We start from the raw sequence: 15,520 nt of genomic DNA on the forward strand, positions 1-15,520 counted from the left end.
CGACTCAATTTGACATGACCCGCCCCAATCGCTTCCTTAGCCGGGGATTACGGTTACCTGTCTGTGATTTTACTGAACATGATCTCGGGCAGATCCTATTAGACGCATCATTGCACAGCCGGAATTGGTTGTCAAACGCATGCATGCATCAATACGCTGCTTCATGTATGCTGTATGGAAAAGAAAACAGAATGAAGGACATGAACATTCGCGTGTACAGTTTGGCATATCCGGTGACGGCGCTTGGGCCGGGGCAACGGGCTGTGTTGTGGGTGGCGGGGTGCGGACGCGGATGCGCAGGCTGCATCAGCCCGGAAATGCAGCCCTTGGATGCCGGGCGCGCGGTGCCGGTGGCCCGGTTGGCTGAGCGCGTTTTGGGCATTTATCCGCCGCTCGACGGGATGACGGTGTCGGGGGGCGAGCCGTTCGATCAGGCGGAATCGCTGGCGGCCTTTCTCCGGATCGTGCGCCGGCATCGTCCGGCCTGGACCGTCATCGTGTATTCGGGATATGTCATCGGGGAGATCCGCGCCGATCCCGTCCGGACGTTGTTGCTGAAGGAATGCGATGTGTTGATTGACGGCCCGTACCAGCGCGAAATGCCCCGGATTCATCCGCTGGCGGGATCGGGCAATCAGCGCGTGCATGGCCTGACGGCCGCGGGGGAAGCGATGCGCGCCGCGATGGAATCAGGCCCCGTGGAACAAGTGAACCTCGGATTTGGTAGCGGAACGCTGGACATGATCATCGGCGTGACGGAACGCGAGACGCGCGCGGCGGTGTGCGAGGCGTTCCATGCCGGCGCGCCGGATGCAATCCAAGGACAAGGAAACGGCTCATGCGGTATGTGAAGGCCTGCCCGCGGTGCGGACATTTGAACGATGAGTTTGCGGAATCATGCGAACGGGACGGGGAGTTCCTCGGCATGGTGCCCGCCGCGATGGCGCCGGACACGCCGCCGGAACCCGTTGCGGAGCCTGTTGCGGAACCCGTTGCGCCCGGCGAAGCCGACGTCCTTCCCGAAACAGAGCCGGTTTGCGAAACGATCCAGGCGTTGTATCTCGAAACGGAATCGGGCGCGACCCACGAGGTGCGCAGCGGATGGGTCGTCGGCCAGGCGCATCCCACGAGCGCGGCGCAGGTGCAATTGTCGGGCTTGACGGGGTTGAACTACGTTCATCGCAGCCATTGCCAATTCGAGTTGCGCCCGGACGGCTGGCATGTGATCGCAATTGCCCAGCCCGAATACACAAATCCCACCTTCGTGAACCAGACGCGGCTGATGCCGGGTCAGCACGCGCTGTTGCGCAACGGCGATCGCCTTGTGCTGGCCAATGTGCCGCTGAATGTGCGAATCCTGGAAATGTGATCCCGATCGCGGTTCTACACGAATCCCAGGTGTTCGCGTTCGATTTCGAGGTATTCGAGCACGAGGCGGTTTTTGGCGTCGGCGACGCAGTGGTGGTTGCAGTGGATGGAAGGATTCACGTCGAAGAATTTCGCCTTGTTCCTCATCCAGAAATCGCTGAACCGTTCGTGTTCGATGCTGCCGAGCAGTCCGGACTCGCGGTTGTAGGCCTTGTCCTGGCAGGTGTAGACGCGCATGTCGGCGCCGATTACGGGAAGGATCTGCAGATAGGGGCACCATGAATACGGCTTCGCGAACACGGTCTGCTGTTCGTGGTAGGCGTGATAAATCTCGAATGCGTCCGATTCGAATGTTTCCCGTGCGCGCGCGATCTGGCCATTCACGTCCGCGAAAAACGGGCGGTGATACGCATTGTTTTCCGCGCCGCTGTCGGCGATCACACAGGGCGAAATCTTGATGCTGTCCGCGCCGAGGTCTTTGGCCATGCGGATGAAATCGAACACATGCGGGGCGTTTTCACGGTCCACGACGAGGTTGATGCCGAGCCGGCATGCGCCCCCCAGTGATCGAAAGCGCCGGATATTCCCGATGACGCGGTCGAACTCCTCTTCGTCCACGCCCCGGTAGCGCGCATAACTCGGCGCGTCCCATCCGTCCATCGAAATCCGTAGCCATGCCGCCGACCTTGCGAACAATGCGGCCGCGTCGCCTTCGAGCCGGGCGCCGTTGGTCAAGGCTGCGAAGGGAATGCCCGAGGCGGCCAGGCGTTCCGCCGCCTCGTGCAGATGCGGGTAACAAAACGGATCGCCGCCGCCGCTGAACGTCACCGCCTGCACGCCCATCGAGGCAAGGTCCTCGACGATTTCCAGCATCTTCTCGCGCGGAATGGATTCGCGCGGATCCATATCCCGGCCCAGTTGGAGATTCGGCGCGCGGTACGCGCAATACCGGCACCGATGCGAGCAGGCGTTGGTCGGCTTGATGCGGATGTGCAGCGGCGGGCGTATCTCCCCGATATCGCGGGGCAGCGACGCCAATTTCCCCGGAAAATGGAATATTTTCAGCCGTGAATACCGCACACGCATCCTTTATGTGAAAAAAGCGAACTCGTAGTCGCCGGTGTACCCGGCTTTCTCGAACATCCAGAGCCATTCGTCCGGGCGCAGGAAACTCTCGCAGGTCAAGGCCCAGCATTGGAGATTGAAGAGTTCTTTGACGGTCCGGTAACTTTCGACGGCGACGTATTTGCGCACGCCGACGCGCTCGATTTCGGCCAAGGCCGCCGCCAGCGCCGGCAACGGCAGATTATGCAGGGTCATCAGGGAAAGAACCAAGTCGAAGCAGCCGCGCTCGAACGGATACGGGTCTTCCGCCTTGTGCACGAAAAGACGGCCGCGGATTTCTTCCTTGGCTGTCTCGATGGCGTAGGACGAAACGTCGAACCCTGTCACCTCGGCGTCCGGCAACAGGCGGGACAATTCATAAAGGAGATGCGCCTTGCCGCAGCCCACATCGAGAATGCGCGCATTCGGCGGCAGTTCATAGGTATCGGCCAATTTGCGGGCAACGGGCGCCCAGCGGCCGTCGTAGCGGTAACCGCCGTAGCCGTAGCGGCGGTCGCCGTCCCAGTAGTCGCGGCCGTATTGGCGCGAAACCTCGCTGCAATGAACTTTATCGTCCATCATCCGCCCCACGTAGTCGCGCGCGGTCCGCGTATGCAGCGGCGTGATGATCTCGACCTGTCTTCCCATGATTTTTTATTTCCTGGCAGCCCGAATTGTGGCGGCAATATTTTCGGGCGTGATTCCGTAATAGTTCATCAAATCGGCCTGGGAACCGTAATGATCGGGAAACGCGTCCGGAAGGCATATATGCCGGAAACGCGTTCCGCGCAGCGAATCGTCCTCCGCGAGCAGCGCGGCGATCGCGCTGCCCAGTCCTCCCGCGGGCACATGTTCTTCGACCACGACCGCCAGGGGGACGCTCCGGATTGCCGCCGCGATTGCCGGGGCATTCAACGGTTTGATCACGGGACAATGCAGGATCGCCGTTTGACAGCCTTCCCGCGCGAGCGCCTCGGCGGCGGGCGCCGCCGCGTGCAGCGTCACGCCGGTTGTCAGGATCAACGCGTCGGATCCCTCGCGGATTGGAACGACATCGCCGATTTTCATGTCCACGACATCCGGTGTTATGGGTGGTTCGTTGCCTTTGCCCAAACGGATGTAGGCGGGTCCGGGCCGATCCTGTACGGCCAACATCAGCCGCCGCATTTCGGGGGCGTCCGCCGGGGCGATCACCGTCATGTTGGGCAGCGCCCGCATCAGCGCAAGGTCGTCCGTCGCCATGTGGGTCGGTCCCAGCGGCGCATAGACGAGTCCGCCGCCGTTGCCGACAAGGCGCACATCGAGATTGTGCATGCACACATCCAGCGCGACCTGTTCGTAGGCGCGTCGCGTGAGAAATACCGCGAGCGTGTTCACATAGACGATGCGGCCTTCCGCCGCGAGTCCGGCCGCCATGCCGACCACATTGGCCTCGCTCACGCCTTCCATGAAGAATCGGTCCGGCATTTCCTCGCGGAAGGCGTTGAGCGTGCCCGAACCCAAATCGGAACCGATGAAGACCACGCGGGGGTCGCGTTTGGCGAATTCGTGAACCATGTCGAGGGCCGTCTTGCGCATCAGGGCTGCTCCAGCGCCTGGTACAATCGGGCGATTTCGTCTTCGGCCAGGCGGTTCTTGTGGTGCCAGCCCGCGTTTTGTTCCGCGAACGGCAACCCTTTGCCCTTGATGGTGTGGCAGATGACGGCGCCGGGGCGATCGGCCGCAAGCGGTAACCGCTGGAAGACGTCGCGCAAGGCTACCGGATCGTGTCCGTCCACTTCGGCCACGCTGAATCCGAAACTTCGCCATTTGTCTGCGAACGGTTCGAGATCCTGAACGGAAAAAGTGCTTCCATACGACTGCATTTTGTTGTAGTCCACGACGGCGGTGAGGTTGGACACGCGGTGCTTGCCCGCGGCCATGGCCGCCTCCCAGACGGATCCTTCGTCGCATTCGCCGTCGCCGAGGACAACAATCACGCGCGCGCTGGATTGGACCATGCGCGCATGGAGCGCCATGCCCAGTCCGATCGAAAGGCCGTGGCCCAGGCTGCCCGTCGAGGCTTCCACGCCGGGGATCTTGCGCGCGTCCGGATGGCCGCCCAGAATGCCGTCGAACGCGCAGAAGCGGTCCAGTTCCTCTTCGGGGAAAAAGCCTTTTTCCGCCAGCATCACATACAGGGCGAGGCATCCGTGGCCCTTGCTCAGGATGAGGCGATCGCGACCCGGCCAGTCGGGCCGTTTCGGATCGTAACGCAGGATATCGTCATACAGCACGCGCAGGATTTCGACCAGCGAAAAGGCCGATCCGACGTGGCCGCGGCGGCTGGCTTTCAGGCAGTCCACAATGCGGCGCCGCAATGCCAGCGAGCGTTCGTCCAACGGCGTTTCGCTATGGGTATCAGCCACCGTAAGGGAAATCCTTGTACGTGTCCGCGATCCGGGCATACATCTTGCGGGCCTTGTCCAATTGCCCGGCCAACAGGGTCTCTTCGTCGCGGGAATCGCCCGCGAATCGCCGCCGCGCCAGATGTTCAGGAATGAATTCGTTCAGCAAAATCGCGCACCATTTGACCGCGAAAAGACTATAGGCCATGGGAAGCCGCTTTGCAACCGAAGACCCGTGCCGAAGTTCGGCGCAAAGCCGTTTTGTGAAGATTTTCCGGTGATCATCGCTCAGCGTCATACCTGGATGAAGCAGGAAATCGGCGATTAGTTTTGCCGGGTCGTCCCAGCCGAAAAACTCGAAATCGAAGAAGACCATTTCCCCGTCCGGACGGCGAATCGCGTTGTGAAATCCAAAATCGGAAGGGCTCAGGATGCGCTCGCCGGATCCGATGGGCGAATGGGTCGAAAGGCCCTCGCGCGCCGCGCATTCCTTGATCCATTGAACGATAGCGTCGAATAACGGCGCCAAGAACCTTTCGAGAAACGCGCGAAGTTCCTGGTCCAGCGGACGGTCTTGATCCAGGCGCATTAGGCGTTGAATCCGTGCGTTGATGTTGCCGATGGCCTCATCCCACGCAAAACAGGCCTCCGCGGCGCTTGTTTTCCATGCGGGATTGCCTTGGCTCAAACGGTCCAATGCGAGGACAAATTCGACCGCGGCATCCAAGTCGTTCGGCGCGGGCGCATCGCCGGCCTGCGCGCCTTCGATGAAATCGTAAACGGCCAGATTATGCACGCGGTCGCATGCAATGGGGCGCGGGATCCGTTCGATCCCATTTGCATGCAGAAATTGCAGGGCCGAGAATTCGATTTCCAACCCGTTGCGTTCCGGCGAAACGGCGTATTCTTTTACTGCATGGACGGCGCCATCCGCGGTCCTTGCGCGAAACACGCGGCTGTTGCGTCCTGCCGCGGCGCGATCGAATGCGACGATCGGCTTGCCGATCAGGGATTCCGCCCATTTCATGCAGTCATCCATGCCAACACGACCTTGTAAAATAGTCCCGGATGGATTTCCACGAATCGAACGACAGCCAGTTTCCCCTTTGGGAGTAGGCGCCGTCCGGCGCGTAGAGGATTTTTTCGACATTCGCGGGAAAGTCCGGTTCCAAAAACGTCTCCTCGAGGTCGTCCACGAAATGCGTGCAGCCCAGCGCCCGGATGCGGGCGAGTTTGCCGGCGCGGGTTGCCTCGAAAAAGATGTGATTGCGGGACAGGCCAAGCCACCCGCGCCGTTCCAGCCACGCCCGCGCCGTTTCGCGTAGGTCCGGTCCTTCGGGCGCGGCAGCGGCGTATTGCGTTTTATGGCTTACGATAAACACCAGCGCACCGTGTTCGCGGCATGCGTCGAGGAAGGCCTTGACTCCGGCCATGAGCCTTGCGCCTTTCATGCCGGGACCGTAGATGTGCGCCTGCAACGCCTGCCATTTCATTTCGCCATCCGGCAACCGGCGTATTTGGTCGCGAATCGCGCGTTTGCCCTTTGCCGCGTTGGGTGGAATCCAGCCGCATTCGACGGCGCGGCGAAACAGAATACCGTCGTACCCGGCAATGGTGTTGTCCAAATCAACGCCGATTACGCATGGAACGGCGTCGCGGCGTACCGACGGGCCGATGGGGCATTCTGGCGTATGGCGCTTCACGAAACCTCGACGAGTTGCGTCATGGCTCTTCACCGGGAAACAGTTCTTGCAGGGTCCGGCGTTCCCGGAGGGCTTCGGTTTGTTGGCCGGCCTTCTCCAGTGCGTCAATTAGCAATCTGCGCGCGGCGGGTCTCACCGGATCGCTTACCAGCATTTTCCGGGCCAATTCGATCGCGCCCGGGGCATCGCCTTTTTCCAGAAGAAGCCGGGCATATCGGGACAACACATAATAGCCGCCCGCGTTGAACGCCAGCGCCTGCCGGTACCCTTCCGCCTCGATATCCGCGCCGTTCGCGCCCACCTGCATTTCCAATTTGGATTCTTGCCGCAGCAAACCGGCCACGTAGTCTTCGTCCACGCCCCAAAACCGGAACGCGGGCAGGAGTTCTTTCACGTGCCGGAGCAGTACCGGCGGAGTGAACGCCATGCGCCGTTCGCAATCGGATTGATCGAGTGGCGCGGACGCAGCGTGCGCCCGTGCCGGTTCGGGCAGCACGGCGGCGATGCGATCGGAAAGCGCGGCGGCCGCCGCGTGGGTCCCCGTAAACGTGAAATGAACAAAGTCCCAAAAAAGATCGTTGCCCGCCATGCCGGATTCGCCCCGTTCTGACAGGATCGCTTCCAAATCAATGAACTGCACGCGATCCGAAGGTCCGCGCGCGGCCGTTTCGGCGATAATTCGATTTTGTTCGCTGTCCGTGCGCATCGGCAGGCAATCGTAATCGCGCGCCCTGCGAAAATGTGCCACGGCTTCATCGCGCATTCCAAGGCGTAGGCAGCAGACTCCCATCCGATACTGCAACTCCGCATGTGAATCATCCAATGCGGCTGCTTGCCTATACGCTTCAATCGCTTCGGCGTATGCGCCGGTTTCCTGCCTTGCGCGGCCTTTCCGGAAATGGGCGTCCCACGGTTCGCTTTTCGATTTGTCCCAGCCGGGCGGGTGCATCGAGGCAAAGGGACGCCAGTCCCGGAGATTACTTCCAACACTGCAAAAAAATACCTTTGCCCCCGCCTTGACGCCGGCCGTGCGAATCGCGTCCAGATTGTCCCGAAAGCGGCCGCGCATGGCTTGGCACGGGGGGCTGTCCGGCCTGCAGCGGCGCAACGCCTTGAGATATTCACCGGCTTCCTGGGCGCGGGGAAGCCATGGCCGCCACAGCATGTTTCGCAGCCATTGAACGGTTCTCAGATCGCCGAGCGTCACCCAGACCCGGATGGCCGCCGGACTTGCCGCCCGATCCGATCCCCAGGCGGGGCCAAACGGTCCCGAAAATTCGTTGTTGCCCATGTAGACGATGAACAGGTCCGGTTCGAGAGCCGCGCAGGCTTCGGCGGCATATCGCATGACGTGGGAGTTCAGCGCGGGACAAGACGCGTTGTACACCTCGAACCGCAGCGAGGGAAAACGCGCGCCCAATATGACTTCCAGCATGGGGGCGAGGCCGTATGCGGCGTCGGGCGTGCAACCCAGCGCGGCGGATTCGCCGAAAATAAAGATACGGTACACATCGGCGGCCTTTTGGGCCGGCACGCGGAATCCCAGGTCGTCCAGGTTCATGATTTTTCCGACGGGCATCGTCATGAATTGTTGATAAAACGCCGGATTTGTCACATGATAGGTCTGGCCGCCGAAGGTCTTTTCCAAGAGAAACCGATTACTTTGGCCGTACCCGGAAACACGCAAAATACCCTCGAACACGCCCGCGAACACGAAGGGTAAAAGGATCAGCAGCAAAAAAACGCCCGCCCGAACGCCCCACGGGCGTTTTCGGCCCAGCGGATCGTGCAAGGATTCTTTCGTATCCAATGTGCTCACGGTGCAATTACCCTGCCCTGCGCAACCCCGGGAACTTGTGGTGAGTTTTACGCAGCCGGATGCGTCACGTCTTGAGTTTACACACTTCGCCCCTGCCCGGCAAGGGAAGATTTGCCGTTCGTGCCGGATCGGGGAAATGTTGAATAGAATAAGGGCGCCGGTTTCATCGCCGGCGCCCCTGGATTAGGCAACTGCATTCCGCCTTGGGCTATTTTCTGCGTCGCACAACGGTTGCGCCGCCCATTGCCAAGGCGCCCGCCAGAAGGCCAAGGCCCATGATGCCCAACAACGGCAGGCCGGGTTGCGAGGTCTCATTGACCGTCAACGAAGCGGTGTTGGATACAATCACGGTCGTGTTCGAATCGGAAACCTCCGCATGGTAGACGCCCGCATCCGACAATTGCAGCATATTCAGCCATAGACTCTGGTCCGTGCCGATCGTGCCGGAAACGCCTTGTTTCTTCCATGCGTAACCCAGCGGCGGGAAGCCGCCCATGGCCGATACGCTGAAGGTATACGATTCGCCCTGTGTTCGTGTGCCGCTTTGCGGCTGTGAGGTGATGGTTACCGGTTGGGCCACGTCCAGCCGTCCATGCCCGGAGGAATACGTGGCGCGCAAATCAGTCACGTCGCACCAGTATTCACCCGCGTCGGCCTCGATGACACCCGTGTTCAGGAAGATCGATGTGTTTCCGCCGACGCGCACGATGGCCTTGGCCCCATTGTCGAACCACCACTGGTAACTAAACGGCGGACGCCCGCCCGTGGTCGTTACAGAGAACCGCGCGCGATCACCAACATACCGCTTGATGTTTTGCGGGTTGGCCGTGAACGCCAGCCGCGCGCTGCCCACGAAGAGATCCACCTGTTCGGACGATGCCGAATAAGGCGTGGTGTTCGTGACATAACACCAATACTTGCCCTCGTCGCTAACCCTAGCGTCGTTGATGGTCAATTTGCGCGCCTTGGCGCCCGTGATGCGTCCGCCGTTCATCAGGGCGTTCACACCCTTGTACCACTGGTACTTGAAGGGATTGTCGGTGCCGCTGGCCATTATGACGGTGAACTCGACGGACTGGCCGATCTCGACAAATCCGCTTTCCGGCGTGACGGTCACCCGGTCAACGATCGGCGGATCGTTTACGCTTAGGAAGGCGGGATTTGTGTCCACCTCGCCCACGGAGTTGCTGACGTGACAGCGGTAATAACCCTCATCCGATTCAGCCACCACAGGGATGGTATAGGAATAGGCGAGGGCGCCCGGGATGTCCACCCAACTGGCGCCCACTTGCCGCTGCCAACGGTAACTGATTCCGTTGGGATAGTCGCTGCTGCCAGGGTCCACCACCACGGTGAAGACGACTTGGGATCCTGGATCGACGGTTTGTGATTGCGGATTGGAGACGATGGCGGGATCGCTTACGGTCAGCATGACCGGATTGGAGGGAATATATCCGTCAGCGCCTCGAACCACGCAACGGTATGTGCCCTCGTCCGGATCTTTCACCGCGTCCGTAATGCTCAACGCCGCTGTGGTCGTTCCCGAAAACTTCGCATCGTCGGACAGATTGTCCCAATTGGTTCCGTTGAACTTTTGCCACTGGAATTCCACGGTTCCGCTGCCGGCGGCCGTCAACGAGAAGATGACCCCGCTGCCTCCGGGCAAAATCACCTTGGATTCAGGCTGGACCAGGATGGCCGGATCGTTTACGGTCAATACCGCAGGATTGGACGCATTCATGCCCACATCGTTGGTTACTTCGCAGACGTAGGCGCCCTCGTCCAGATTGGTCAACGACGTGATGGTCAGCGTGTCCGTCTGCGAACCGGAAATTTCGGCGCTGTCGGAAAGCGCGTTTCCATCCTTGGTCCACCGGTAAGTGAACGGGATGGTGCCGATGACCGACACCGTAAACGTGACCGATTTGCTGTAATCGCGCGTTGTCGAAACCGGGTGCGTGGTAAAGGTTACGGGATCCTTCACGAAAAGGAGCGCGGCCGGCGATTGGGCTGTTCCGGCCGTGTTGCTTACCACGCATGAATACATGCCTTCGTCCGCTTGGGCCGCATCCAAAACGTTCAGGACCGGGGTGTCGGTTCCGCTGTACTTGCCCGGCGTGTCGGCCAGATCCGTTGCGCCTTTGCGCCAACGATAACTCAGCGTGGGCGATCCCGACGCGGTTATCGTAAATGTGACCGTCTCGCCGGGAACCACCGTCGCATCGTCCGGCGGAAGCGTAATCACCGGCGGATCGTTGACGGACAAGGTCGCCGGATTGCTTGTGACGTTTGCGTTGGATTTCGTGCCGGCGGAGTTGCTTACGAAGCAGGTATAGACGCCCTGATCGGTTTCCGCAACGCCATTGATGACATGGGTGGACAGCGTCGCATCCGGAATGTTGACCCCGTTCTTCATCCATTGATAAGCCAGCGGTTCGGCGCCCTCCGCCACAACCATGAAGGCCGCCGTGTTGTTAGGCGGGATGGGATCGCGTGTTAGACTGGCTGGATGCGAGGTAATTACCGGCGGATCGTTCACGTTCAGCGAGGCAATCGAAGACACAACACCGCCCGGCTCTGCCATGTTGGCGATTGTGCAGGTATAATCGCCCTGATCGGCCTCGCTTACGCTTGCAATGCCGTAGGTAAACACAAACAGGTTTTGCGTGCCGGATGCAACCGTCGCGGCATCACGTTTCCATGTATAGGAAAACGGTGGCGTACCCGCATTGATCGAAAGCGAAAACTCCGCCGGATCGGTCGGATCGAGAGTCTGCGAGATCGGCTGAACGGCAATCACCGGCGGATCGTTCACGGTGAGCATCGCCGCGTTGCTATCGATCGAGCCGAGCAAGCCCGCCACACGGCACACATAACTGCCCTGATCGCTTTCCGCGACGCTTGAAAGGGCGAGGGTGTCGGTGTCCGCGCCGCTGACGATTCCGCCGTTTTCGACTGGCATGCCGCCCTTGAGCCATTGGTAGGAAAGCGTGCCCGTACCGGCGGCCGTCACATGGAAAGTGGCTGCCTCGCCCGGATTTTTCGTTACGCTTTGCGGCTGGGTGAGAATGGCTGGATCGTTTACCGTCAATGTCGCCGAATCGGAGGCAATGCCCGCGTCGGTTCCGGAAATCACGCAACGGAATGTTCCTTCGTCCGCTTCCGCGCATTCCGATACTGTCAGCGAAGGTGTATCCACGCCGCTGAATTTCACGTCATTGGACAGGCCGATCCATGAAGCGCCGCTGCGTTTCTGCCATTGATACGAGATGGCGCCGGTGCCCGTTGCCGCCACGGAGAAGGTAGCATCCGTTCCGGCCAATACCTGCTGATTGGCCGGATGCGTCGTGAATACGGGATCTATTACGCCCAATGTCACGGGATTCGTTACGGGATTTGTGGTCAAGTTGCCCGCCGAATTTGAAATTTGGCATGTGTAAGATCCCTCGTCGGCATTGGCCGCGACGATTGAAAGCGAAACGGTCGAGGCTCCGGAGATATTTCCACCGTCAGACAGATCCATCCCGTCTTTCTTCCATTGATACGTCAAGGGGAGCGTTCCCGTTGCCGACACGTTGTAGACAACAGTCGTGCCATAATCCACTGTCAAAGCCGTCGGGGACGGCTGCATGGTTATGACGGGCGGATTGTTCACGGTCAGGGTCGCTGGCGTTGTTGTCGGATTCGACAGGGTCTTGTCGCCCGCCGAATTGCTAATCGAGCAAGAATAAGAACCTTCGTCGTCCTCGATGACATTGGCGATTTGCAACGTGGCCGTGTCCGCTCCGCTGATGCGCCCACCGTTGGACAATGGCGTTCCGGCCTTGCTCCATTGGTACGATAGCGGTTCGCTGCCTTCGCTTAGAACGACCGTAAACGTGGCCGTGGTGGTGGGATCGATGGTCAGGCTGATCGGTTGGACGCCTATCACCGGCGGCGCGTTGACGGTCAGAACCGCTTCCGCCGAATTCAGGCTGCCGTCCGCGCCGGTCACGACGCACCGGTAACCGCCGTCATCCGCACGAACCACATAACTGATATTCAACGTGGGTGTTGTCGCGCCGGAAATGGTTCCCCCATTGGCAAGGTCGGCCCAGACAGATCCTTCTCGTTTCTGCCACTGGTAGGCAACGGCCGTCCCTTGGGCCGAAACACTGAAATTCACGCTGTCAGTCGGATCTTTGGTGGCCGAATTGGGATTGCCCACAATTATTGGATCCTGCACCGTAAGATGTTTTGGATCGGAAGTGATGGTGGCGCCCAGCGCGGTGATTTCGCAGACATAATCGCCTTCATCCGCATTGGCGCATTGGTAAATGTTCAGGACGTCGGTGTCCACGCCCGTGTATTTTGTGCCGTTTACAAGATAATCGCCGCCCACTTTCTTCCATCGGTATTGAACACCGTTTACCGGATCCGCGCCCGTGGCCAGAGTGAGCGCAAATTCGGCGGTCGCCCCATAATTGAGCGAATTGTCGGACGGTTGTGTGGCGATAGTGGGCAATTGTCCCGCGATTACCGGGGTGCCGCTTGTTACTGTCGTCGTCCACACCCCACCGGCCGCGAGTTCGCCTTCGGCGCCCAGGGCGCCGGCAATCTTTTGGCCGGCCGCTGTTCCAACGCGGATGGCGACATTGGTCAGTGTGGTGGTTCCGCTGTTCTTGACCATCACTTGATCGTAACCGTTGAATACGGCTTTTACCGGCGTGGATTGGGTAAATGTGTAATATTGAAGACCACCATTGTCGGGAAGAAGCAGATCGAGGTCGGTCTTGTTCCAATAAGCCGGCAAACACCAGCCATGTGCGGCCGGTCCGCCCAACATCGTGGGAATGCGCGGATACGTTGAAGCCGTGGCTTGATAGGGCGAGTTGGTATTGGTCGTAAGCCATGCGTTATTGGTCGTAACGCCGCGCGTCGGTGTTTCATAGGCGGATCCGGAACCTATGACCGGGTCGTACATGGCCAACGACGTTGGATTCATGGTGGAAATAAGGGTGCATGCGCCGTTGCGCAGGGGGTCCGCGTCGGCCACATTGGCCGCGCGAATGGTGGCGTTCGGCGCGATGATGACAGAACCTTGCAGTTTGATCATGCCCGGTGTTCCGTACCCGGAGTTGCCGCCACGGCCGCCTTGTCCGCCTTCTTGGCCGGGGGCGCCGTTGCCGCCTTTGCCGCCTTGTCCGCCTGCTCCGCCGTCACCGGCTTTTGTCGTTCCATCGGAACCGCCGATACCGCCGTTGCCGCCTGATGCGCCCAATGCTCCACTGGCTCCGGCGCCGCCCAGACTAGTACCGCCGGATCCTCCTTCGGCGGGAATGCCGGCCGACACGTCCAACACCACCCCGCTGCCGATGGACAACAAACCTCTTGCCGCCAAAATAAATGCGCCGCCGCCGGATGCGCCCGATGCGCCGGTACCGCCTGTGCCGCCGATGCCTCCGCTGCCGCCATTACCTCCGGCGCCGCCCGCGCCTCCTCCTCCGCCCGTGCCGACTGCCGGCCAGCCGCCCGAGGCTGTAGCGCCGTTACCGCCCGTGGTTCCGCCTGTCACCGGGGTACTACTGGCGATGCCATCTGCGCCGACACCGTTTATGCCTGTACCACCGGCATTTTTACCGCTTGCTCCGCCACCACCGCCACCTCCGACTCCGCCCGCGCCGCCGCCGCCGCCGCCCGCGCCGCCGCCGCCGCCTCCTCCTCCGCCGCCCGTGCTGTAACTGAACAGCGCCACCGCCGCGCCTCCGCCGCCGCCGCCGGAGGCTCCTCCTCCGCCGCCGCCGCCACCGCCGCCGCCGCCACCACCACCACCAGCGCCGCCGCCGCCGCCGCCGCCGCCATTACCGGCCACGAGGCTCAAAGAAGAAGCCAATGCGCTGATATTGGTATAAATGGCATTTCCCCCCACGCTGCCCTGTTTTCCGTCGGCCGAAGTAGCCCGTGCGGGTGTTGTCCCATTTCCCCCGTTATTGCCATTGCACACGGAACCACCTGTACCGGGATCCCCTATCAATCCACCGGAAGCGCCTCCCTGCCCTGTGATGCCGTTTGCGGGCCCGGCCGTTCCGCCGGATCCGCCTAAACCACCCAAACCATCCGTCGTCGTATTATTGCCTTTCGCGCCACCGTTTCCCCCTGAACCGTCGCCGCCATACCCTTTGAGTCCTAAACCGCCGTCTTGGCCGTTGCTTCCCTGGGAACCGGGTTGGCCGTTGCTGGCGACAACGCCTGCGCTACCTCCCACGCCGGGCATGCCGTTGCCTGTTCCGGTTCCTTTGGAACCACCCGCGCCGCCCGTACCACCCAGGCCGCCTGCACCGCCCGCGCCGCCCGCGCCGCCCGCGCCACCCGCGCCGCCCGCGCCGCCTGCGCCGCCTGCGCCGCCCCCGAATCGGCCTGCGGCCGCCCCGGTATCATCGGCGCCGGCATTCAAACTCGAATTCCAGTACATGTCATATTGGGCGACAATCGAGCATGGGCGATTACCGATGGCCTGAAACGTGACCCCGCTGGGCACATTCACGTTTTGAAAACGAAATACCGCCACATCGCTATCCACTTCGCCGTTGATGGGGGCGCCTCCGTTGATTTTTATCGTGGGCGGGGTTGCGCCCGTGTTGATTTCCACAACATCGCCCCCTGAGGGTTGAAAATCACCGAGCGCGCCCGTGCTTGAGTACAAATCGGCAGCGGCCGTGCCTGCTACAAGCAGGCCAATCAGTCCCCACGCGAAGATCATGCCCGTAATCCCCCCCAAAAAATGAAAAATCGTATTTTCTGTTCGTTGTGTATTCATCCCGTAATCCCTCCTCTTCGAAAAAACACCTCAATGAAGGAAAAAACCGCACAAAAAAACTGCGCGTTTCACCAACTAAAACAAGACCTCGCTACTTGCACGGATACGCCGCGTTCGTTTTCCCATCATTCCTGAACGAACACGGAAACACCCTTTACGGTATTCAAACCTACTGCACCCGTTCGGAATTGTACACAGGCCGATAAAAAAAAGCAAGCACCATCCTGATAATTCTGCGGTATTCCAAAAGAGAAAAACCGGGAAGAAAACCTTTGCGTTTTATTAACACCCCCGATCCCCGGCTAAGAAAAATCCCGTTGGCGGGATCTTGTTGGCTTCATTT

The 15,520-nt window shown here is 60.5% G+C and carries 10 protein-coding genes; 2 read left to right on the forward strand and 8 right to left on the reverse strand.

Translation table 11 applies throughout. The features are described 5' to 3' along the window. Positions 1-191 precede the first annotated feature (191 nt). Both P5540_18885 and P5540_18890 read left to right on the forward strand, forming a co-directional pair. Complete coding sequence (locus P5540_18885) at positions 192-851, forward strand: 4Fe-4S single cluster domain-containing protein (protein ID HRT66880.1); 660 nt, start codon at positions 192-194, stop codon at positions 849-851. Then, positions 839-1,369: an FHA domain-containing protein gene (locus P5540_18890; GenBank protein ID HRT66881.1), complete on the forward strand. Its 531-nt coding sequence runs from the start codon at positions 839-841 to the stop codon at positions 1,367-1,369. The genes P5540_18885 and P5540_18890 overlap by 13 nt, the downstream gene beginning before the upstream one ends. 14 nt (positions 1,370-1,383) lie before the next feature. Here P5540_18890 and P5540_18895 read toward each other — a convergent pair whose 3' ends face one another. The 8 genes from P5540_18895 to P5540_18930 form a co-directional block, all read right to left on the reverse strand. Beyond that, positions 1,384-2,454, reverse strand: a complete 1,071-nt coding sequence (locus P5540_18895) for a radical SAM protein (protein HRT66882.1) — start codon at positions 2,452-2,454, stop codon at positions 1,384-1,386. A gap of 3 nt (positions 2,455-2,457) precedes the next feature. Next, positions 2,458-3,120, reverse strand: a complete 663-nt coding sequence (locus P5540_18900; GenBank protein HRT66883.1) for a class I SAM-dependent methyltransferase — start codon at positions 3,118-3,120, stop codon at positions 2,458-2,460. Positions 3,121-3,126: 6 nt separating this feature from the next. Next, on the reverse strand, positions 3,127-4,050 hold the full coding sequence (locus tag P5540_18905; GenBank protein ID HRT66884.1) for a transketolase C-terminal domain-containing protein: 924 nt from the start codon (positions 4,048-4,050) through the stop codon (positions 3,127-3,129). Further along, on the reverse strand, positions 4,050-4,853 hold the full coding sequence (locus P5540_18910; GenBank protein HRT66885.1) for a transketolase: 804 nt from the start codon (positions 4,851-4,853) through the stop codon (positions 4,050-4,052). The genes P5540_18905 and P5540_18910 overlap by 1 nt, the downstream gene beginning before the upstream one ends. Positions 4,854-4,872: 19 nt before the next feature. Next, a complete protein-coding gene (locus P5540_18915; protein ID HRT66886.1) occupies positions 4,873-5,886 on the reverse strand; it encodes a phosphotransferase in 1,014 nt (337 codons plus the stop codon). Positions 5,887-5,890: 4 nt separating this feature from the next. After that, a complete protein-coding gene (locus P5540_18920) occupies positions 5,891-6,562 on the reverse strand; it encodes a hypothetical protein (GenBank protein HRT66887.1) in 672 nt (223 codons plus the stop codon). 19 nt (positions 6,563-6,581) lie between these two features. Next, the gene (locus tag P5540_18925) at positions 6,582-8,381 is read right to left on the reverse strand and encodes a tetratricopeptide repeat protein (GenBank protein ID HRT66888.1); all 1,800 of its coding nucleotides are present in this window, start codon (positions 8,379-8,381) and stop codon (positions 6,582-6,584) included. A 208-nt stretch (positions 8,382-8,589) separates the two neighbouring features. Further along, positions 8,590-15,177 (reverse strand): immunoglobulin domain-containing protein, encoded by a 6,588-nt coding sequence (locus tag P5540_18930; protein HRT66889.1) that lies wholly within the window; start codon positions 15,175-15,177, stop codon positions 8,590-8,592. Between the last annotated feature and the right edge of the window lie 343 nt (positions 15,178-15,520).

This window comes from Candidatus Hydrogenedentota bacterium, assembly GCA_035450225.1.
Lineage (GTDB): Bacteria > Hydrogenedentota > Hydrogenedentia > Hydrogenedentales > SLHB01 > DSVR01.

Bases quoted from the DNA above. Each gene is read 5' to 3' on its own strand.
- P5540_18885 (HRT66880.1), top strand. From the start codon at position 192: ATGAAGGACATGAACATTCGCGTGTACAGTTTGGCATATCCGGTGACG.
- P5540_18895 (HRT66882.1), bottom strand. From the start codon at position 2,454: ATGCGTGTGCGGTATTCACGGCTGAAAATATTCCATTTTCCGGGGAAA.
- P5540_18905 (HRT66884.1), bottom strand. From the start codon at position 4,050: ATGCGCAAGACGGCCCTCGACATGGTTCACGAATTCGCCAAACGCGAC.
- P5540_18890 (HRT66881.1), top strand. From the start codon at position 839: ATGCGGTATGTGAAGGCCTGCCCGCGGTGCGGACATTTGAACGATGAG.
- P5540_18900 (HRT66883.1), bottom strand. From the start codon at position 3,120: ATGGGAAGACAGGTCGAGATCATCACGCCGCTGCATACGCGGACCGCG.
- P5540_18930 (HRT66889.1), bottom strand. From the start codon at position 15,177: ATGAATACACAACGAACAGAAAATACGATTTTTCATTTTTTGGGGGGG.
- P5540_18915 (HRT66886.1), bottom strand. From the start codon at position 5,886: ATGAAATGGGCGGAATCCCTGATCGGCAAGCCGATCGTCGCATTCGAT.